The sequence below is a fragment of the Bradyrhizobium sp. Leo114 genome, assembly GCF_055229415.2.
In genome coordinates, this window is the sequence record NZ_JBUYEN020000082.1 from 1 (window position 1) to 20,483 (window position 20,483).

Annotated in this window: 13 protein-coding genes and 8 pseudogenes; 9 read left to right on the forward strand and 12 right to left on the reverse strand. The window is 60.6% G+C overall.

Annotated features, from left to right (window positions below; genetic code table 11):
- Positions 1-489: 489 nt before the first annotated feature.
- A protein-coding gene (locus ACZIRK_RS42230) for an IS630 family transposase (RefSeq protein ID WP_474419576.1) occupies positions 490-1,436 on the reverse strand; the annotation gives its coding sequence in 2 pieces (ribosomal slippage) (positions 490-1,095 and positions 1,098-1,436; 945 coding nt in all).
- A gap of 106 nt (positions 1,437-1,542) precedes the next feature.
- Here ACZIRK_RS42230 and ACZIRK_RS42235 point away from each other — a divergent pair.
- The 4 genes and pseudogenes from ACZIRK_RS42235 to ahpD all read left to right on the forward strand — a co-directional run.
- Positions 1,543-1,692, forward strand: a complete 150-nt coding sequence (locus tag ACZIRK_RS42235; protein ID WP_165421643.1) for a hypothetical protein — start codon at positions 1,543-1,545, stop codon at positions 1,690-1,692.
- Between the two features lie 211 nt (positions 1,693-1,903).
- Entirely contained in the window at positions 1,904-2,047 is a 144-nt protein-coding gene (locus tag ACZIRK_RS42240) for a DUF2478 domain-containing protein (RefSeq protein ID WP_394570405.1), read from the forward strand.
- A gap of 515 nt (positions 2,048-2,562) precedes the next feature.
- On the forward strand, positions 2,563-3,117 hold the full coding sequence (locus ACZIRK_RS42245) for a peroxiredoxin (protein WP_028168808.1): 555 nt from the start codon (positions 2,563-2,565) through the stop codon (positions 3,115-3,117).
- Between the two features lie 6 nt (positions 3,118-3,123).
- Positions 3,124-3,591, forward strand: a pseudogene (gene ahpD, locus ACZIRK_RS42250) (alkylhydroperoxidase, AhpD family); the annotation flags it as partial.
- 18 nt (positions 3,592-3,609) lie between these two features.
- Here ahpD and ACZIRK_RS42255 read toward each other — a convergent pair.
- Positions 3,610-4,034 (reverse strand): annotated as a pseudogene (locus tag ACZIRK_RS42255) (transposase); the annotation flags it as partial.
- On the opposite strand from ACZIRK_RS42255, the gene ACZIRK_RS42260 reads away from it, so the two are divergent.
- The gene (locus ACZIRK_RS42260; protein WP_130230721.1) at positions 4,012-4,632 is read left to right on the forward strand and encodes a hypothetical protein; all 621 of its coding nucleotides are present in this window, start codon (positions 4,012-4,014) and stop codon (positions 4,630-4,632) included. The pseudogene ACZIRK_RS42255 and the gene ACZIRK_RS42260 sit on opposite strands and share 23 nt — an antisense overlap.
- 617 nt (positions 4,633-5,249) lie before the next feature.
- Here ACZIRK_RS42260 and ACZIRK_RS42265 read toward each other — a convergent pair.
- The 4 genes and pseudogenes from ACZIRK_RS42265 to ACZIRK_RS42280 form a co-directional block, all read right to left on the reverse strand.
- A pseudogene (locus ACZIRK_RS42265) lies at positions 5,250-5,738 on the reverse strand (IS630 family transposase); the annotation flags it as partial.
- A 512-nt stretch (positions 5,739-6,250) separates the two neighbouring features.
- Positions 6,251-6,925: pseudogene (locus ACZIRK_RS42270) on the reverse strand (SDR family oxidoreductase); the annotation flags it as partial.
- 22 nt (positions 6,926-6,947) lie between these two features.
- A pseudogene (locus tag ACZIRK_RS42275) lies at positions 6,948-8,059 on the reverse strand (IS630 family transposase).
- 815 nt (positions 8,060-8,874) lie between these two features.
- Complete coding sequence (locus ACZIRK_RS42280) at positions 8,875-9,108, reverse strand: S1/P1 nuclease (protein WP_165421509.1); 234 nt, start codon at positions 9,106-9,108, stop codon at positions 8,875-8,877.
- Between ACZIRK_RS42280 and ACZIRK_RS42285 the strand changes: the two genes are divergently transcribed.
- Complete coding sequence (locus ACZIRK_RS42285) at positions 9,066-9,335, forward strand: hypothetical protein (protein ID WP_130230717.1); 270 nt, start codon at positions 9,066-9,068, stop codon at positions 9,333-9,335. The two genes, ACZIRK_RS42280 and ACZIRK_RS42285, sit on opposite strands and share 43 nt — an antisense overlap.
- A 126-nt stretch (positions 9,336-9,461) precedes the next feature.
- On the opposite strand, the gene ACZIRK_RS42290 is transcribed toward ACZIRK_RS42285, so the two are convergent.
- Positions 9,462-10,295 carry an IS5 family transposase gene (locus ACZIRK_RS42290; RefSeq protein ID WP_130230715.1) on the reverse strand — a complete coding sequence of 278 codons (834 nt, stop codon included), beginning with the start codon at positions 10,293-10,295 and terminating at the stop codon, positions 9,462-9,464.
- Positions 10,296-11,046: 751 nt separating this feature from the next.
- Here ACZIRK_RS42290 and ACZIRK_RS42295 point away from each other — a divergent pair.
- On the forward strand, positions 11,047-13,071 hold the full coding sequence (locus tag ACZIRK_RS42295; protein WP_474419579.1) for a hypothetical protein: 2,025 nt from the start codon (positions 11,047-11,049) through the stop codon (positions 13,069-13,071).
- A 158-nt stretch (positions 13,072-13,229) separates the two neighbouring features.
- On the opposite strand, the pseudogene ACZIRK_RS42300 reads toward ACZIRK_RS42295, so the two are convergent.
- The 3 genes and pseudogenes from ACZIRK_RS42300 to ACZIRK_RS42310 all read right to left on the reverse strand — a co-directional run.
- A pseudogene (locus tag ACZIRK_RS42300) lies at positions 13,230-13,361 on the reverse strand (AhpC/TSA family protein); the annotation flags it as partial.
- A 1,842-nt stretch (positions 13,362-15,203) separates the two neighbouring features.
- Positions 15,204-15,332 (reverse strand): hypothetical protein, encoded by a 129-nt coding sequence (locus tag ACZIRK_RS42305; protein WP_283807049.1) that lies wholly within the window; start codon positions 15,330-15,332, stop codon positions 15,204-15,206.
- An 870-nt stretch (positions 15,333-16,202) separates the two neighbouring features.
- A pseudogene (locus ACZIRK_RS42310) lies at positions 16,203-17,508 on the reverse strand (MFS transporter).
- A 575-nt stretch (positions 17,509-18,083) separates the two neighbouring features.
- Here ACZIRK_RS42310 and ACZIRK_RS42315 point away from each other — a divergent pair.
- Complete coding sequence (locus ACZIRK_RS42315; protein ID WP_165421398.1) at positions 18,084-18,245, forward strand: hypothetical protein; 162 nt, start codon at positions 18,084-18,086, stop codon at positions 18,243-18,245.
- 514 nt (positions 18,246-18,759) lie between these two features.
- Positions 18,760-19,032 (forward strand): hypothetical protein, encoded by a 273-nt coding sequence (locus ACZIRK_RS42320; protein ID WP_130231077.1) that lies wholly within the window; start codon positions 18,760-18,762, stop codon positions 19,030-19,032.
- Here ACZIRK_RS42320 and ACZIRK_RS42325 read toward each other — a convergent pair.
- The gene (locus ACZIRK_RS42325) at positions 19,008-19,529 is read right to left on the reverse strand and encodes a hypothetical protein (RefSeq protein ID WP_474419581.1); all 522 of its coding nucleotides are present in this window, start codon (positions 19,527-19,529) and stop codon (positions 19,008-19,010) included. The two genes, ACZIRK_RS42320 and ACZIRK_RS42325, sit on opposite strands and share 25 nt — an antisense overlap.
- A gap of 73 nt (positions 19,530-19,602) precedes the next feature.
- Positions 19,603-20,303, reverse strand: a pseudogene (gene istB, locus ACZIRK_RS42330) (IS21-like element helper ATPase IstB); the annotation flags it as partial.
- Positions 20,304-20,483 lie beyond the last annotated feature (180 nt).

The following is a 20,483-nucleotide window of genomic DNA, read 5'->3' on the forward strand; positions in this document are numbered from 1 at the left end:
GCGGGATCCTCGCATCTCCCTGGGCCGGAAGCACCCCTCACCTTCCCGCTCTCGTGGGGGGACACGCGCTCTCTTTCGTGGTCAAGCCGCTCCGGAAGGCCTCCGTTACCAAGCTGGCTTGCCGCCGGCATCGTGATGTTGGGCCTTGCGGTAATTCTCACCGCAACGTTGATCGAGAAATGCAGCGCAAGGAGAGCGCGTGAGGACAGCCACACCAGGCCGGATCCGCAGTCACCTTCGTGATAGACGCCGCTAGCTTTGCGTCCATGCGCAGTTCAGCGTACGGGCTAAAGGTGTGGGCAGCGATCTCCAGCACGGCGGCATAACGCGCCGCTCGCTATGCCTAAGGCTCGATTATGGAATCGGTATATTTGTCCAGGCCAAAGGGCGTCTCGCTGGTTCACGGCCCTGGACCGCCAGAGTAGATATCGCGCGTTCTACGCCGGCACAGCGCCCGAGCGCGGAATGAGCAATTAGAGCGTGATGAGATTAGGTTTGACCATATCCGGCGTTGGTGAAGTAGTTTGAGCACTCGGCGGGTGTGACAGTGTCGAGGATCGGACCAATGGCATCGTAGACAGCCTCGGTGGTCCGCTTTGCGGCTTTGCGAAGCCAATGCTTGAGTTTGGCGAAGAACTGCTCGATCGGGTTCAGATCGGGTGAGTATTTCGGTAGGAAGAACAACCGTGCACCGGCGGCACGGATGGCGCGACGTACGGCCTTGCCCTTGTGCGGGCCGAGGTTGTCCATGATCACGATGTCGCCGGGCGGCAATGTCGGGACTAGAACCTTTTCGACGTAGGTTTGAAAGGTTTCGCCATTGATCGGTCCATTGACGAGCCACGGGGCCGTGACGCGATCGTGGCGCAAGGCGGCCAGGAAGGTCATGGTCTGCCAGTGGCCATGTGGCACCTTGGCCTTGAGCCTTTGACCGCGCGGCGCCCAGCCCCGCAGCGGCGCCATATTGGTTTTGGTCCAGGTCTCGTCGATGAACACCAGGCGAGACGGATCGATCCGCTCCCGATATTTGCTCCATTGCGTCCGCCGACGGGCAACATCGGGACGGTCCTGCTCGGCAGCAATCAGCGTCTTTTTTTGTGACTGAGCTTCTCGGCGTGGACGAAGTTCCACAGCGTCCGGTAATCGACCTTCAGACCACGCTCGGCAAGCTCGGCCACCAGCCCGCGCAAGGTGAAATCCGCCGTCCGGCACCGTTGCACCAGCCAATCACGATGCTTTCCCGAAATCTTCTTCGGCTTGTAGCCGCCGATCTGATCCGGCTCGACGCTGCCGGTCCGGCGAAAGCGCTGCACCCAGAGAATGGCCGTGCTGATGCCTACACCAAATTGCGCCGCCGCCTGATGGCACGACAGGCCGCCCTCGCAGACGGCGTCAACCACGCGCTCACGCAGATCAGTCGAATACGCTCGCCCCATCCATGCCGGCCTCCTTCCCAGCCAGCATGTTGAATCAGAACCGATCTGATTTGGGAATCCTCAATCGATTCAATCTAATCCCATCCCGCTCTAGAGGATCACGGTCATGATCACCAAGCTTGCCGACATCGATCCGAAGCGCGTCGCGGCAATCCTCTACCGGCGAAACAGGACGCTTGTGAGCTGCTCGCCGACTTACCCCAGGAGTCTCATGCGGCAAGGCGTGCACGTCGGCGGCTTCGTTCAGCAAACCTGAAGGGCGCGACGGCATGAGAACCATGCTCGCGCTGGACATTGCGACGGGGCACGAGATTTCGATATGCGAGCACACCCGGCAGCGGCGCCATGTTCTGCAAGCTTGGTGCTAATAGGCTTACCGATGCTACCGTTGTGGTGGCCCACGCGATCAAGCGGCGTCGATCTCCTCGTGATTAACAAATTGTCCAAGAAGGAGGTTCGGCGGGGGCCTGCGCGACGAATTTATTGATGCGATCATCGCTGGTGTACCGCTCCTCACGACCGTCCCCGGAAAATGCCTTGTCGACTGGCGGACTTTCACCGGGGATGTTGGCACAACGCTGTGGTGCGAGCGCCAGGTCGTAGAGGGATGATGGCGCGACATCCCCCGCCGCCGCGCATCTGCGCGCAATCCATCCGGTCACGACGATTTAGTGATGTTCCCATCCGACAGTTTCATCACGGCTGAGAGCATCGCCGATCTTGCCCCGAGATTATCCACCACGATCGATGGAAAAAAGCCGTCACTGCCGGATTCCGCTCCACGTCACGTGAGTGGTCCTCGTGCGCCTCGTTAAGGGTGATCATGCGGCCTAGCAGGATTTGCCGCGGTAGGTTCATTTTATCAAGGCCCAAGATTGTACGGCCTCTTAAGTTGCGCGCATGGCTTTCGCGCGCACGCAAGCTGCCGCATGCGCACGGCATCATGCTCCGTTATCGATGTAAGATAATGGCCCATTCTGCCCAATTACGGACCGAGATATCGCCGCGGCGAGCATCCGATTGTCGCATTTCCGCCAGTTGAACCGCGAGATCTCCTGGCACATCGCTTGCTTGACTTGGGGCCGGTATCATCGCTTCCCGCGCGAAGCAAACTTGTGAGGACGATATGCTTGGAATTGGAAGTAAGTTGCCGCCGTTCGAAATCACAGGCGTGAAGCCCGGTTTTCATCTGCACGAAGAGAGCGGGCAGAGCGCGCTCGAGACGCTGACGGAAAACAGCTTCCCTGGGAAATGGAAGATCATTTTCTTCTATCCGAAGGATTTCACCTTCGTCTGCCCAACCGAGATCGCCGAGTTTGCCCGGCTGTCGAAGGATTTCGCCGACCGCGACGCGGTCGTGCTGGGCGGCTCGACTGACAACGAGTTCTGCAAGCTGGCTTGGCGACGCTCACACAAGGACCTGAACCATCTGCCGATCTGGCAGTTTGCCGACACCAAGGGCGGGCTGGTCGATGGTCTTGAAGTGCGTTCGCCGGACGGCGTCGCCTATCGCTACACATTCATCGCGGACCCAGACAACACGATCCAGCATGTCTACGCGACCAACCTCAATGTCGGCCGAAACCCGAAGGACACGCTGCGCGTGTTGGATGCTCTGCAGACCGACGAGCTCTGCCCCTGCAACCGCGAGATCGGCGGCGAAACGCTGAAGGTTGCTTGAGGCATCATGTCAATTGAGCAGTTGATGGACCAGATCCCCGATTTCGCCAAGGACGTCAGACTGAACCTGGCGTCGATGATATCAGATGAGACGCTATCACCGCAGAGGAAACACGGGCTGTTGCTCGCCACCGCAATTGCCGCCCGCAATCCTGTAGTGATCGCCGCAATGGAATCTGCGGTAGCTGTCGTGATGACGCCGGCCGCGGTCGCGGCGGCGAAATCCGCAGCCTCGGTGATGGCGATGAACAACGTCTACTACCGCTTCGTTCACCTCTCCGCCAACCCGGAATACAAGACGATGCCGACGCGGCTACGCATGAACGTCATCGGCAATCCCGGCGTGGACAAGGCCGATTTCGAGCTGTGGTCGCTGGCGGTAAGCGCCATCAACGGCTGCGGGGCCTGCATGGACGCGCATGAGAAGGCGCTGCGGGAGGCCGGCATCAGCACGGCGGTCATCCAGACCGCGGTCGGTCCCGCTCCGCGGGTCCATTTCAGCGGTGGTTGGCGACAAAGAGCGCTTCGTCCGCGCGGTCCCGTATCGACCCGGTGGCGAACACGCTCTCGATGGGATTGGTGGTGCGCAAGTGATCCCAACGTTCGGGAAGAAAATCGTAGAAGGCCAGCAGTGCGTCGCGATCCTTCACCAGGCATTCGACCGCCCAGCCGTACTGGCGCAATACTTCTCGGCGAAGACGTCGATCACCGCTTCGGCGGACGCTCGGTTCGCGCCCAATGGACCTCGCAGAACTCTTCTTGCATGGTGGCCTGCACGGAGAGTGGGACCATGTCCAGGACGTTCACGGTGTTGTGCACCCAGCCTCGCTGGTGGCGTGTGCCGGGAAAGACCTCGTCGAGCGCCTTGTAGAAGTCGCGCTCGCCGGCGCCGATATTGGCCAAACTCGTTGTTATTGATGACGTCATCTGGATTGTTTTGCCAAGCCACGCCTCCCTTAAGGTAGGTCAGCGTGTGGCCCTGCGCGCCAAAAGCGTAACCGAGATGACCGGCGCCAGTTACAAAGACATTTGGGTTTGCCTTGCAGTTTGCGCTCACTATCGTGCCGGAGCCGGCGAGGCAGGTATTTGTGCCGTTGCAGACTGCACCGCTAGCAGTGGGGCCAAACACCGACCTATTCCTCTGCCAGTTGTAGCCGATCCGGCCGCCTGCCAGGAACACAGGAGTATTGACGACGCCATAAACGGACGGACCGTAGGGATTGCTGAAGGGTTTTTGGCCGTAACCACCGTCGACGTGCCCGCCAATACATCCTCCGGACCAGCTCCGCAGGGTCGGTGGCACTTGTGCTGCTGGCCCAAGGGTTCGCCGAATTGGCTGCACCGTTTTCGACCAGCGCAACCGTTGTCGCTCTCCAAGATCGCATCAAACACTCCGCGGCGCTTTCCCGATCCACAACCAAGCGCCTTCGAGCTGGCAATCGGTGATGGCACCGCGAATGAAGCAAGCAGCGTGCCGCTTGGAAATTGGGGTCTCCAGTTACTTGGCGCGCGATGATGTGCGCCGGACCTGATACGCGCGAGCACGCGGATCCTGCTTGCGGCGATCGAGGGCAGCGGCCGGAGTTTCGCAAATCGGATCGTCGGACGGCCGCGCTCCACTCAGCAGGCGCCGGCCACAGCGCGCGGCCTCGGTCTGAGGCTACAACGACTGCTCCTCGGCCCAGTCGAACAATCCTCAATGCACCACTCCCCGCCGCGCTTGTCGAACGAGCCGCAACAGCGTCGCCCGATCGGAACTGCCGCACGGGCCCATCCTTGCCGCCGCGCTGCATGACAAGGAAGCACGTCGCAGAGCGGCGCGCGTCGGGCCGACCAGTTCTGTCATAACTGGCCGAACTGGTGGATACTGCGGGCGCGCTTTTGAGCACCTCTCGCGCGGGGAGGCAGGAGCCCTCCGCAGGCCCGGAATAGATGCCATGCCGATCGTGGGGTCGATAGGAGCGGCGCAGCATGGCCTTGCTGGCCCGGGCCATGCAGCGGCAGTACCGATAGATGCAGTTGCGGATCGCCAACCGGTCCAAAGGTTCCATCAGGATCGCTTCATTCAATCACCAACTATCCCGTCTCCGTAGCTAACACTCCAGTCGGAAAACATTGGTGAGAATGTTCCCTCTAGTGTTCTGCCCCGGAAATTCGCTGACAAAGTCGCGCGAGTTTTTGGAGGATGGAGTCGGCGGCAGCGGTCCACATGAAGGGGCGTGAATTTGCATTGTGGCTGCGGATAAAGCGGTCGATTTTTTTGACGAGATCGGCGGTGGAATCGAACGATCCCCGCCGGATGGCGCGTTGGGTGATGAGCGCGAAGAAGCGTTCGACCTGGTTGAGCCAGGAGGCGTAGGTTGGCGTGAAGTGAATGTGCCAACGCGGACGGCGGGCGAGCCGGGCCCTGACTTTGGGATGCTTGTGAGTGGCGTAGTTGTCGACGATGAGATGGATGTCCAGTTGGGCCGGCACGTTAGCTTCGATATGACGCAGGAAGGCGAGGAACTCCGGGTGGCGATGGCGGGGTTTGCATTGAGCGATGATTGCGCCGTCGAGCACGTTGAGGGCGGCAAACAGGGTGGTCGTGCCATGACGCTGGTAGTCGTCGGTGACGCCTTCGATGTAGCCGAACCCCAACTGCTGGCGCGAACCGCCCGCCTAAATAGTGGCAATTGCGCAGCGTGCTCCTCGCGTGTTGGCCCCATCCGTGCGCCTGCCGCCGACCAGTTCGAAGGTGCCTGCGACCCAGCAAGTGTGGCCCACGCTGGAGCCCAGTTAGCACACGAGAACCCACGGCGCGCATTACGCTATGCCATCCACAAAGCGCTGGTTCGTCGCCTTGTTCAACAAGCGCGCAGTTCTCAATGCTCTTCTCGTCGAGCGTCGTCCCGCTCCCGCGCAGGCAGAACCTGGTCTTCTCGCTCGCTTCACCCAAATGCGGCGCCCGCAAGAGCTCCTTCTGCTCCAGCTGCAAGCACTCTTCGCGCTTTGCGGGCGCCTCCGCTGCTGCTGGCGCCAACTGCGATCCGCCGGAGACGTTACCGTTGGCCATACGGTCCGAAGATCCCGAGAGCTGAGACGGCGAACCGCAGCTTTTTGTTGCCCTGGCTTAGACTGTCAGTTGGTATTCATCAAAAGATATTCTCGGCTGCCTGCCATCTGTGCGGAACGCCGATCGTCAAACCGCCATCGACGACGATCTCGGAACCGGTAAAATAGCTGGACTCGTCGCTGAGTAGGAATAAGGCTGCATGCGACACGTCCTGCGGGCAGCCTGCCCGGCCCAGAGGAATAGGGAAAAGAGAGGGATCGAAACGCTCGGTAGTGGGCGTGGTAATGAAGCCGGGATGAATCGAGTTGACGCGGACGCCAGAGGCGGCTGCCTCCAGCGCAGCAGACTTTGTTATGCCCCGCACGCCGAACTTAGAAGCCGCATAGGCATGAAGCCCGGCAGTGCCCCGCAGCCCCTCGACCGATGAGATGTTGACGATCGAACCGCCGCCCGCGCGCCGAATTGCCGGCAGGGCCGCGCCTGCATTCCGAGGAACACACCGGTTAAATTGACGGCAATGGTTCTATTCCACTGATCGAGCGAGAGCTGCTCGATGGGGGGCCATGCTGGCGATCCCAGCATTGTTGACCAACCCATGCAGCGCGCCGAAGCTGCTTTCGGCGACCGCGACCGCCCTGGCCCACTCCGCCGGCTGGGTGACGTCCTGGCGCACGTAGATGGCGGAAGTGCCTAGTTCAGCAGCGAGAGTTTCCCCTTCTGCGTGAAGAATATCAGTAATTACGACCTTAGCGCTCTCGGCTACTAGTCACGTGAATCTAAAGTTCGCCGCATAAAGTCTGTTGAGCTTTGTGGCAGAAGCGTTTGACGGAAGCCAAAATCTGATCGGCTGACTTGGTCCATTTGAAGGGCTTCGGGTTTCTGTTGTGCAGGTCGATGAAGGTACGGATGTCGGCCTCGAGCTGCCTGACGGAGGTGTGAACACCTCGCTGGATTTGCTTTCTGGTGAGTTCAGCGAACCAGCGCTCGACCTGATTGATCCATGACGCGGAAGTTGGTGTGAAGTGGACATGATAGTGCGGCCGGCGCGCAAGCCACGCTTTGATCTTGCGTGTCTTGTGGGTGGCGTAGTTATCCATGACGATATGGACAGCGAGCCCCTCAGGGATTTGAGCGTCGATCTCTTTGACGAACTTCAAGAATTCGACTGCCCTTTGCCGCTTGTAGCATTTGCCGATGACGAACCCCGAGGCGACGTCGAGCGCGGCAAAAAGCGAGGTCGTACCGTGCCGCACATAGCTGTGCGTGCGCCGTTCCGGCACGCCAGGCATCATCGGCAAGACCGGCTGCTCGCGATCGAGCGCCTGAATCTGGCTTTTCTCATCGATGCTGAGGACGAGCGCACGGTTCGGTGGGGATAGATAAAGGCCGACGATATCGCGCACCTTGTCGACGAACAGCGGATCGCTCGACAGCTTGAATGTCTGGCTGCGGTGCGGCTGCAAGCCGAACGCCGTCCACATTCGGCGGATCGTGGTGTGAGAGAAGCCGGTTTCCGCCGCCATCGAGCGGATCGACCAGTGCCTCGCGTCGGCTGGCGTCGTCCGCAGCGTCCGCTCGATCACGGCGGCAACCTGATCGTCGTTGATGGTGCGAGCACGGCCAGGTCGCGCTTCGTCAAGCAGGCCATCACAGCGATCCTTCAAAAACCGGCGACGCCACTTACCAACGGTATGTTCGTGAAGGCCGAGTTCGGCAGCTACGGACTTGCTTGGCAAGCCATCCGCACACCGCAGGATCGCACGGCATCGCTCAGATAGCGACCGGGCTACGCGATGACGACGAACTTGTCTCTCCAAGTACGCCCGCTCCTGCGCACTCAGCACTAACGGCGCGATCGGCCCCGGCCTCGCTCACCTGCATTCGCCACTCGCACTCTCCTCTGTAGAGATTCGAGCTATCAACTAATGTGACGAACTTGCGTTCCAGATGACTAGCAGGCGCGCATGAGCTGCACCCAGCCCGCGAGCTCCGCCGGTCACCAGAATGACCTTCTCGTTCATACGTCCCATGGCCTGATGTCCTTGCTCGCTCATTGATTGATGCGCTGTCAGTAGGGAGATCAGCTCGAGCCCATCTTTCTCCCGACCCATCCTATGCCATGTGCATGGCGGCTTCCCCAAAGCCTTCGTCTCGTCCAAACGGACGATCTTCCTGCCCGACCGTCCGCCGTCGTTGAGGAGATAGGGCGCTGCTTTCGACCGGCAATGCAGGCTCGCAGCGAAAAGGCGTTCGCCCTGCTGCGTTGGATTAAGCTTTGACGAGAGGAGAGCAAAGCACATAAGTTCTCCGGCGTGCAGCGGCTGGAGATTGAATGTTTCGAATCGGCGCGCCGATGATGGCGCGCGGAAATCCAGCTAGATCTGATTGTGAGGTAAAGCTCCCGCGATCGTTAGGTGCTGGATCAATGACGCAAGCCCCTCAGGAGCGCAGCCACCCGGTCGATCTCGCCTCCTTGCGTTTCTGATCATAAATAGCACAGCACGGCATTGATGTGAATCAATCGAGCAAGTCATACGCACGCGCTCGCGGAAGAGAAAAAAATGCGCCCGATCAGGACGGGGTGCACGAGGGTTGCAGCGTTGGTCGCCGCCAGGGAAGCCGACATCTAGTGCGCGCTTGGTCTGCCCGCCCTTCATCGAACCAGAGTTGCGCGAGGTCATCATCCGGATCGTAGGTTGATCATCATCCGGTATCCACGAAATGCCATCCTGCCGTATCCTTATGGTCGGCACGGTACTCGTCAGCCCAACTGGCGATCGAAGCAAGTGTTACGTTGGGGTGATCAAGAGCAGGAGCTTCCTGCGCAAGCAGGCCCTCGATTTTGCCGAGCGTGGCGGGATCGAGCCGTCGCCGTGCGATCTCGCGACAATTGCATGGCCTTCCTGCCCCAGGACCAGGCCTGCGAGACCGACACAACGAGCACGAGCCACGCGAGCCAGACAGCTCTCATAGCCTTTGCCCACAGCCTTCAGCTCGATCTACCACAAGTCGTGCGCCTTCATGATTGCAACTACATCCGGGCGAGAGGTCGAAATACCATGCGCAAGACCAAACATCGCGGCATCGGTCGCGTCGCCGCCGATTTCCTGCTCAATCTGATCGCCTATAATCTGATCCGCATCCCCAAACTGGCTGCAGCCTAGCCAGCCCAGACCTAGCCTCCCGGACGCGCCAGCCCAACGAGGCCTCCGCAACAGAAAAAAACGCTTCATTCCTCACGTTTTTCAGCAGACTGCTAGCGCCTCCTCAGAGTCTGACTCAAAAAGCGGTCAGCATTTGGAGGGCGTGGCGAGGCGTCGGGTGAGGAGCCTGACGTGGGCAATGAGAAGCCAGGCGACTTCGGTGGCGGCGGAGCCCTCGAAGTCTCTGGCGAGGCGTCGGCATCTTCCGAACCAGGCGAAGGTGCGTTCGACGACCCAGCGTCGAGGCAAGAGCTGGAAGCCTTTGACCCCGGGCGGGCGCTGAACGATTTCGATGGTCCACGGCCCGCAATGGGAGAGCGCTTCCACGAGCTGTTTTCCGCGATAAACCCGGTCCGCAAAGACGTGACGCAGCTTGGGAAAGCGATCTCGCACGCGCTCCAGCAGGGGGACCGCACCATGGACATCCTGAACATTGGCGGGATGAACGTGGACGGCCAGCAGAAGACCGTTGGTATCGGTGACGATGTGCCGTTTGCGTCCATGAACCCGTTTGCCCGGATCGAAGCCACGCGGTCCGCCGGCTTGTGTCGTCGAAGCACTTTGGCTGTCGATGACGGCTGCCGTCGGTGTCAGCTTGCGGCCGAGTTTTCGCCGCGCCTGTCGCACCAGAGCCCTGACGATCCTGTGCCACCTGCCGGTATCGCGCCAAGCATAAAAATAGCTCTGGACCGTCGAGTACGGCGGGAACTCGCTTGGCAAAGCCCGCCACTGGCAGCCGGTGGACAAAATGTAGAAGATCGCCTGCACCACCTCGCGCAAATCGACCTGCCGCGGTCGCCCGAGCCGCCGTCGCCGCGGCATCTTCCGGGCAATCAGCGCCCACTCCGCATCGGTCAGATCGCTTGCGTAACGCAGTCCACTACGCTGATACTGAACACGAGTGATTTTGGTCCACGGCATCGTGCCCTCCCTCGAATCTTCGCAAATCCGAAGGAATCACAGCCGACCGAAATCACTCACTCCTTTTTTCAGTCAGGCTCTCAGGGAGGACGACAGAAGGCCTTAAGAGAAAGCATCAGTTTCCGGCCAGAACGTTGCAGAACGCCATATCCAGCCTCCGGAATTCGTTACCGCCTTCGGCAGCCTTGGCACTGGATCTCGTATAGGTCCGAAGATGCGCGTACAGGTGCTCCCATGAATGGTAGTTCGCAATCTCATGGGACCTCCGTTATCCGCCCCGGCTTTGCGCGATGAGATGGATTCGCAATCTGCCGGGCTCTCGAACCCGGTCCTCAAACGTGCTGCATATGAGCTTCACCAGGGCAGCTTCCATGGAATTGGAACGATGGTCATTCGGATTTTCTTGTGCGTCCGGGAGAACGACCTTCGTCAGCCAATCGTCAGCCAGGTGCTCTATCTAGATAGGCTGCGCATTCTCGACTGTATCGGAGATGAATATGACGGGCATTGGCCGACCTGGCAAATCGCACGTTGGGACTGCAGGAGCCGACAGCGCGGGGGATCAAGCAATGCGCCCTCGGATTCCAGTCTCGCCCCTGGGGAAGGCAGCCAATCTTTCGACTCCGTCCTGGAGCGGATGCGCTCCGGGCCTCAAGGTGCAACGGCGCCACTCGCCAGCCACCCGCCAACATCGCGTCTGGCAGTCCCCGTTTCCTCGAGGGGCGACGAGATCAAAGCAACAAAGCGGAAAATGGACAGCCTGCTTGAGGAATTTGAGGCTTGTCGTAATGCGGCCAAGCAAGTCCAGGACTCGTCACAGGCGCAAGAGCTGATCGATCAAGTCGTCAAGGCAGGCTCAACAGTTCTGGAGTACTACGCGAGTCTGCCCCCAGATTTGGCACGTAGCATTGTGCCCGACGATCAGGCTCGCCGAATCCGCGACGTGGCACTCGAGGCGGCGGACGAATGCAACATGCTGGCCACCCGGACCATCTACGCCTTGGAGAAGAGCAGGAAGGGTGCGGCATCCGTGCTCGACGCGCTCCGCAAATCCAACGCTTCGCCCGACCAGCTCAGCCGAGCGGTTTCCACTGTGGCGAAACAGTACTTGGCCTGCATAGAGTGGTGGGGAAAGAAGGCATTGCGCTCGGAACGGATGCAGTCCGTCTGCGCGGCCACCGCCAACCTACCAAGTACAACGCCCCGGATGCGGCAGGGCGAAGAGGCGGCACTGCGGCTGCACGCCGGCTGGGCACTCAATACGAAGTGCATGCATCTGCAATCGCGGATCGCTCTCGCGCAGTTCATGATTGAGCAGCAGGCGAGCGAGTTCGAACCAGCCGTGAGAAAAATCCTCATTGGTGAGAACGGGCGGGCGCGTCTGCTCGGAACCTTCATCGAGGATGTTTTTCCGGCATTCGTCTCGACGTCCGACGCTGTTCTATACAGCAAAGGACAGGCACTCGACGCAGAGCACTGCGCCGTTCTGGAAGGAGTCATGGAGCGGCTTTCGGAATTTGCGTCGGCGTCGCAGGACGACATCGTTGCCAAGCTAAGCGACGTTGGAACAGGTGCCCACCTCCCAGTGGAACTGTTGGACCAGATCGTGGAAGGCGCGTGGCTCACTGCGAACGAGGTCATGCGGTTTCTGGCAGTGCAGCCGAAGATGCCGGCCAACATCGCACCGCCGGCCGAGGCTGGAGCTTCGACACCGGCGAGCACTACCGGCAGGGCTGTTGCGGCCGAAGGCACTGCAGCGCGCAGGAAGGGGAAAGGCAAGCGCACGCCCGCCGCTTGCGCCGGGAGTTCGGCGGCTGGGCGGCCGGAGCCGCAGGTCGCGACCGCCGGCATTGGCACGGCGCCAGCAGCCAAGGTTCTCGTGCTCTCCGATCTGGGTACGAAGAAACTCGCGAGCGCGGAGGAGGCACATGCGAGGGCGTCATCGTCGGCGACCGGACACTTGGCGATGTGGCAGGCTCCCCCGTCGAAGGAGGCACTGACGCGAGTACTCAAGCGGTTGGACGAACTTTTGCAATTCGATCTGCCCGGTCAGCAAAGGGCCATCTCGCAAGCGCGCCAGATGAAACCCGAGGACGCCGACCACATCGTGGACACCGTCGTCGAGCGCCTGCAGAAGCAGGCCGCCGAGATGCAGGCCTGTGTAGCCGCGTTGGAGGAGCCTCGTCGACGCGGCCTACTCACGCCTGCGCAAGTGAGCGAAGTGCACAACAAATTAAACCGGCTCAAGGTGATGTTGTCCGAGGCACAGGGGCTGGCAAAGACTTTGCAGGACCGAAAGGCCAAAATCAGGATCGATTGCATGAAGACCTACGCCTTTCCGTCGCAGAAGTACCTTGAAGAGCTGCGGGCGGCTGAGGAGTTGGCGCCTGCGGATCTACCGCGCGCGTTGAAGGGCGAGCCAGGGACGCTGTTCGAGATCAAGCTGCAGGGTAAGGCACGGCGCAATGGTGCGATGCCCAGTCCGATGTGGGTGCACATTCATACGAAACGGCCGGTACATGCCTGGCAGTTGGCGACGCTGGATGACGCCGACTTCGCCGCTTGCCACGTGAAGTCGAATGAACAGCGCGGCTACAATCGGCACTGGCAGAACGCCCGAGCTGCGACGGGTCACGAGAACGTCGTGATCCATCGCGGCAAGCTAACGCCTGCATTCTGTAAGTCCTTGTTGAGCACCGCAGTTAGCGGCCACCCACCCTATTGGCTTGCCGAGGCGGAGCACCGGTCGACGCAGGTTGCTCGACACGGGATGTAGTTGGGGTATGGCACGACAATCACGGAGGGCGTATTGCCTTATGAGTCGGTGACATCGCGCTTTGGCCGGAGAACAAGCCATTCTTGTCGTGTGGCAGGCTCGTACCATCTCAGCCCAGGACAAGATGGCAGGATTGCACGCCAAAACACGCTAGCATGTTAGGCTGCAACTCGGGAGGCGGCCGACATCAGCTCTTCGGGGCTCGGCCGCCCGAAGATGCGATGGCCGCCTTCGGGAACTTCGGTAAAGCTCCAGCGCACAATCCCCTCCCGGTCGATCAGGGAATTCCCCAAAGAAGAATTTCGTAAGAATAACTCTGCCGCTTGCTGGGCAGGACTTTTGCTTGGCTCTGGCTAAGCGAAGCCAAATGATGCAGCGTGGTCTCGACTGGACGCACCGCCTCCGCAAGATCGCCGATGACACCTGGCACGTCTCCGCGGATACCCCGACCAAGGCGGCCTTACTCCGCCAGCTTTGTTTCGATGTACGCGTTCGGCGAAGGAGCGGCGATCCCCCATTACCGCATTGGCGTGGGCCAGAATGTGTTGCTGAACAAACCGAAGGCCGCTCTTGTGGGCCCTCGGCAGGGTGACATCCCAGTATTCGTTAATGGCCCTCTCAGCCAACGGGATGCGGTTCAGATCGCCTTAGCGATCAACCTGCGCAGGATTCCTAAGCAAGTTTCCAAGTGGGGCATCGGTCGAAGACTTATTGATTTTCGAGTCTCTCGGCGTGTTCTGCGAGCTTTTGCCATTCATCGGCGAGGCGTTGCCACGACTCCTTGTCGAGCGGGCGGCTCGCTCGCTCCGCCTGCGCACGGCAATCCTCGGCCTTGGCGCGGTAATAGGCTGAGTTATTTCGAGGCATATTCCGCTCCAGGTCATGTGCCCCGGCGCGACCGTTGGGCGCGCCGGGGCAGTGCTCCCTCTCGGCCGACCGTGGGGTCAGGGGGCTGAAGCTCGATCAGCAAAGAGGTCGCACATGAGCAAAGGCATCTCAGTGAACTGCTGGAGCCTGAGAATGTCGCCTTCGTCAGGCTCACTCCTGCAGGCGTCTTCGGTTGAAGCGAGCACCGGTAGCTGTGCGAGCCTCGGCCATTCATCGGAACGCCGCAGTAGTCGCTGTTTGTCGATCGGACCAGCCGTCTTTGCACTGCTGCCGACATTGCTCGGCTCGCGCGGATGATTTCTGCATGATCAGCCATAGCATCTCGTAGCTCTCAATGGCCCGAAGGGCCACTCGGCCTATCAGCAACGTAGCGCGGCTAATTCACTTTGGCTTTGATTTAGATCACCTTCCCGCGATGGTCGCAGCCCGCTGCAAGGGTCGGTTGCTGCCCTTCACACCCGTAGCAGTTACAGCAGGATTCCAGCACCGCCCGCACGGCAAGCCGCGGTAAGACAGCGGTGTCCGATTGGCCCCGGCGGCCAGAGCCAGTATCTTTTCGGCTAGGCATGCCTTCAACGATGACGTCCGCTTTGCTTCGGGCACCATCCGGACAGCATCGTCCAGCACACCTCGCAGCACGACACACGCTTTAACTTGCGGCTCATGGCGCTACTCCAGCAAGACAAAATCTGTCCATGCCGGCTCCAGCCTGCCCAGCCGGTGGTCCGGAGGCAGGCCCCGCGGAACTTGGCCTCCGATGGGCCTCTTTCGCCGAGTGAGCGGGGCCGTCGGTTTTTGGGGACAGGTCACATCGGCGAGTACAAAAAATGTGAGTCGGTCATGTGACAGGCGCTTGCGGACGCCAGTTGACGCCCCTGATGTCGGAAGCTCCAGGCCGCGCTGTCGTCGGCTGGCGTTCGCCACACACGAACAGCCCCTTCGCGGGATCCCCCGCGCAAGGTGTCAGTGCCGTCGGCGGGTGCTGCCTGAAAGTTGGTGGTTAGGCTGGCGGGCTACCCACCTAGCCCGATTGTCGAACAGGCGTCCGCAAACACCGTAATTTAAGGGGTTACCGGGGATGTCGCGGCCGGAGCCTTGGGCGGTCTTCCATTCCGCTTCAGGCCCCGTGTTGTTTTCGCGGCAACCTCCTGCGCGCTCACGCGCTCGCCGGCCAAAATCCTCGCCTCGAACTCACGACGTGCCGCTTCTTGCAGCGCGCTACGCGACAGCGCGACCAGCACCGCCTAACGTTCGACCTTGGCCGCAAGGTCTTTGCGGTCCGCATAGCGGCGGGCAACGCGCATCAATTGCGACACCTTCGTCGGCTCGGTCAGGTCGAAGGTGTGGCGCCACGATGTGCCCGAATTCGGCATTGCGCGGCGTGTTATCGCGGAATCTCGTCGACCAAGGGAAAGAACGTCGCGAGGGAGAATTCACGATTCCGACCGCCGCCTGTCGCTGGCGACGAACGCTCGGACGCCGTGGGAGCTCGTCATTTCGCGCCACGCGGCGTCCTCGAAGTGACCGTTGGCCTCGATCTCGGCCCGCTCCAGCTCATCCCGAAGGCGTCTGTTGGCGACACGACTAGCCTTCACCGCAGCCGTGTACCCGATGGTCGCGAGGCGGATTTCCGACGGGCTCAGCGAGGAGCCCAGATGCGCCACCCTCGGTCGCTGTCGACGCGCTCGCAAACGCCTTGTTTTGCGGTGTTTGCGGAGGCGCTGACGACATTCGGGCTGGGGGTGTGCCCAACAGCGGTTTTTGGTCCGTAGAAGCGGCCAAGGACGCCGTGACGCTTCAGTGCACGGAACTCGATCTTGCAGGCCGGTCGAGAGCAAACGAGCTGGTGGCCGGCGTTGCGCGCCATCGAGCCTTCGCAGACCAGACACCTCGCAGCGTAGAACATCCTCCAGCAACCACGACAGCAGAACGACGAGTGCGGGTTCTCGGTCGGATGGGGAAGCTTGGTGCGGCAGCGGCGGCAGTATGTCCGGGCCTCCGTCATGCCGCGGCCCCGACAAGGTTTTGGTTTGCAAAGAGGGTGTAAGCCTTTGATGCGGATGGCCGGACAATCGCCCCGGCCCTTTAATTGCGAGGTGTTGCCAAGCTTCCATTCTTTGTCTCCAGTGGCACGATGGTAGCGATCACTTCGTCGGAGCTGGTCGGGGTTGCGGAGACGGGGTGATCGCGGGTGACGAGAGAATCGCCAACCGGAACTGGCTGAGGCCGGTCTCTTTAACGGGTCAACTTGATCGCGTTGATGTCGCAGCTGGGGTCATGGTCCTTTCCGAGGTCGCGGGCGGTGCGGTCTCGGGCATCATCAGCATGGCACAGAGCCCGGCCGCGCTGGCGACAAGCATGTACCAGGCGGGCGCCAGCGCGTTCCCGGTAACGTGGATCAGCCAGGTGACGACGACTTGCGCTGTGCCTCCGAAGATCGCGATCGCAAAAGCGTAAATCGTCGCGAAGGCGCCATCGCGAATGTTCTTGGGCAAACCTTCGGCCATACTCACATAGAAGGCGCTATTCGGAATCGCTCCGATCAGGGTGAGCGCGCCGAGGCCTCCGAGAAGTGCGAGGGCACTGCGGCTCTCTGTGATCCACAAAAGCACCGGATAGATCATCAGGAACGCAGCGATCTGCGGCCAGATCATGATGTGCCGGCGTCCGGCCAGATCCGCGAGCCAACCGCCCAGCAGGGCGGCAGCATTTCCTACCGTGTTGCTGATGAGCGTGGTGGCAAAGGCGAGAGGCGCAGAAACTTGCAGGGTGTTCAGCGCATAGGTGGATATTGCGGGACGTAGGTAATAATCGTGCAGCTCGCCAAAATGACGAATCCCAAGCTCATGATGCGGCGAGCGGCAGGCGATCTTACAGTCTGGACGAGGAGAGCCGGGGCTTCGGGGCGGTGCAACGTTTCCGACAGGGCGCTCCGCAACCAAAGTCCGAACGGCAGCGTACCGGCGCCGAGCAAAAGCGCGATCCGCCATCGGTACGCATTGAGTGCCTCGGTTGTCATGGTGAGGGAGAGTATTTCTCCAACCAACGCTCCGGCGGTCGCAGCTATCTGTTGGCTGGCAGGTTGAAACGAGACAGCAAGACCGCGGGCTTCGGCCGGGGCCGCTTCTATCAAATAGGCGGTAGTCGGACCGACTTCACCTCCGAGAGCGAAGCCCTGCACCAACGTGCGAAAATGGTTAGTAAGGGAGCAGCAATTCCTATTGTCTCGTAGGAGGGCGTAACAGCCAACACCAGGATCGCGGCGCTCATCGTGGCAAAGCTGGCGCTCATCGCGGGCCGGCGCCCGATCCGAGTACGAGCCGAGCACGATGGCCCCGATCGGTCTGGTTACAAAACCTGCGCCAAACGTCACGAGCGACAGCATGAGGCTGCGAACGGGTCGCTCGTCGGGAAGAACGCCTCACCGATCTGGATCGCGAAAACGCTATAGGTCCCGAAGTCGTAGAATTCGAGAATATTGCCGATCGTGGCGCCCAACTCGGCGCGGCTGGTCAAACGGTCGTCTGCTGCAACGAGGACCGGCTCCAGCCTCTTCCGAGTTAAATTGCCTGGTCATCCTCGATCCGCCTTAAGCGCGATCGCTGGCCGAGCATTTTCGACCAGCCAGGTCGCGCACGTCGCATTCCACTTGCCTCACGCACCCTCTATCTTGACGTGGCCGGCCCGCGCGCCAGTGCTCACATGTGGCCTGAAGCATGTCATGACGAAGCTCATAATAATGAGTGCATAAACATGCCTGCCTTTTGCGGGCACATTCAAGCCCTGAACTGATTGCGGCAATCGCCAGCAAAGATGAGTAACGAACGCGCTGCAATTTTTCGGCGCGCGCGTTCATTGCGCTCCTTTGCATTGGCGAGTTTGCGACAACATTGGAGGGCGCCGAACGTGGTAGTGCCTGCTTTCACACCCAACGGCCACCGCGCGTGCATGCTGCCTTCAGCTCGGCTGCGTGCGCGGACGCGTCAGGCGATTGGCCCGGCTTTTGCTCCGTTGCTTGGCAGTTGCGTGCAGCCGCCGCTGTGTCGGGATTGTCTCCTGCACAATACAGAATCGCCGCGCGATCAGAGAAAATAAGGAGCTCGCATTGCTCATGGACCATGAAAATGACCGACATCATCCCGGCGCCGCAGACATCAGGCGGTGATATCCGGGCGCGGCGCGCCTCGGCTCAGCGGGGCGTAAATGCCAAGCGTGATGCGCCAGAGTTTGAGGTTAAGGAAGTTGAATCAAAGGCATCAGCGACGGCGATGACGCGCCTTTCGTGAGCGGATTTGAATTTCATCAAGGACCCGGAGCAAACAGCGTTCCTTTCATCTTGAAGCGCTGCCGTTTGGGTTATGGCCGCGAAGTCGCGCGGCCAATGTGTAACCAATCACGGGCCGCTCCGCTCGCGCGTTGACGTGCCCACGCGCTCGAAGTTGGACGGCAAAGCACGCTTGCAATCGATGCCTCGAATAGAATGTGTAGTATGAAGACGAAGACAATTACGACCATCGTGCTTGCGGTTAATGCGTTGCTGGGTTCGCCCAGTAGGGCCGTTGAAAGTTACGATGTCACGGATTCGAACGGCGTGCCCTTCATACGGGCACGGATATTCGGCACCGGCGACGGCCCTTTTTGTTGCCGAGCAGGCGACGCGCGGCCTTCATTGCGGAATTTGCCGCAATGGGAAATAGATCATTCGCTTGCGGCGATCCAGCATTGGGCTGAAATCATCAACGTCACGCCGGGTCAGTCGCCGGCCATCGTCAACATCGGCGGGATTAACGGTTACACCGCATGGGCCTCTGTCCCGACGGCGGCACCAAGGTGCAGGCGGCACTCACGCGTCAAGATCCGGGCGAACTGCACTACGGCGCGCATGGCATGGTTGAGATCGGCGAGATGGGGTTCTCATCCGATGCCTACATCCCGTCGCAATTACCGACGACGCCGAAGATCGGTCTTGTACCCGTTATGATTCATGAGTTGGCCCATCAGTTGGGAATTGCCAGTACAAAGATTCGCCATTTTCTCCTGAGGCGACATCACCGTATTTCCCTGAATCGATAAATGCCTGGACCGACCATTTGCACGATGACAATGGCAAACAAGCGAAGCCTGGATAGGCAATCTATTGTACCGGCTGCGCGAACCCGCAAGCTGACGACGTTTTCGACCTGAGCCGCGATCAGGGCTATTTCGCAGGCCGGCATGTGAGTAAAGTACTGGCCCGTGCCATGCCAGGTATCCCGGTGCGAGTGATGACTGAGGATGGTCGGCACGAAAGCCTGATGAGCCACCAGCAATACCGGAATTATACCTCCCTCATGGAGGCGGAGCTCGCCGCGTTGCAGGACATGGGCCACAGCATCGATCGGCGCAATTCCTTCGGTTACTCGATCTACGGCAACGGTCAGAATCTGGTAAACGACAATCCCTTCTTCGCTCGTAATGCTAACCGTACCGCCTATCTGCCTAATACATACAACACGGCCAGGCTCGGATTGGGACTGCACGTCTATGGCAGCGGCAACACTGTGGTCCAGCGCGCCGACCTGCTTTCGCAAGGAGCAGGGGGCGCCGGCATCCGCGTCGATGGCGAAAACAATCAGATCATAATCCCGTCCGGGACCCGCGTCTATGCGGACGGCGCCTTGGAGCGGACGTGCCCCCCACGGGGTCGCCAAAAACTCACCCCATTCGGCGAAGCCGCGATTAGAGGTGAGGATCATGGCGCCGCGCTCGTAGCGAGCATTGACGAGCTGGAAGAACAAATTGCCGCCGCCGGGGATGACGGGCAGGTATCCGATTTCGTCGACAATCAGCAACGAGGTCCGGCACAGCAAGCGAATCCGCTCGCGCAATTGCCCCTCCCGCTCGGCCTTGGTCAGAGCGCCGATGATGTCGGCAAGACTTGCAAAATAGACGCTGCGGCCGGCCTTCACGGCCTCCACGCCCAGCGCCGTGGCGAGATGGCTCTTGCCCGTTCCGGGTGGGCCGAGGAAGTGGATCACCTCATGGCGGTCGGCAAAGTCGAGCTGGGCGAGCGCGAGAATGCGATTGCGGTCGAGCGACGGCTGGAACGAGAAGTCGAATCCTGCGAGCGTCTTGATGGTCGAGAGCTTGGCCATCCGCAGCGCCATCTTCACGCGGCGGTTCTCACGCAGCGTCAGTTCCTCGGCGAACAAGGTGTCGATGACCTCCAGCGCACTGGCTTCGCCGCGCTCGAGCTGACGCACGGTTTGGTCCAGGACCTCCAACGCTCTCGGCATCTTCAAGCCGACCAGGGTTTTGCGGATTCGGTCGAGCACGGACGGTACGATCTCGATGGCCGCGTTCATGGCTGGTCTCCCTGGCAGGCCAGCCGCCGGCCGACGGCCTGGTAGAAGTCGAGGGGGGGGCGTGGCGACCACATCAGCGGTGCGCAGGATCAAGATCGGTGTGTCGCGATGGGGATCGGTGATCCGCGGCACTTTCCGATGCCCTGCGGCGACCCGGCGCTGATGTCGGCCCTCCAGCAC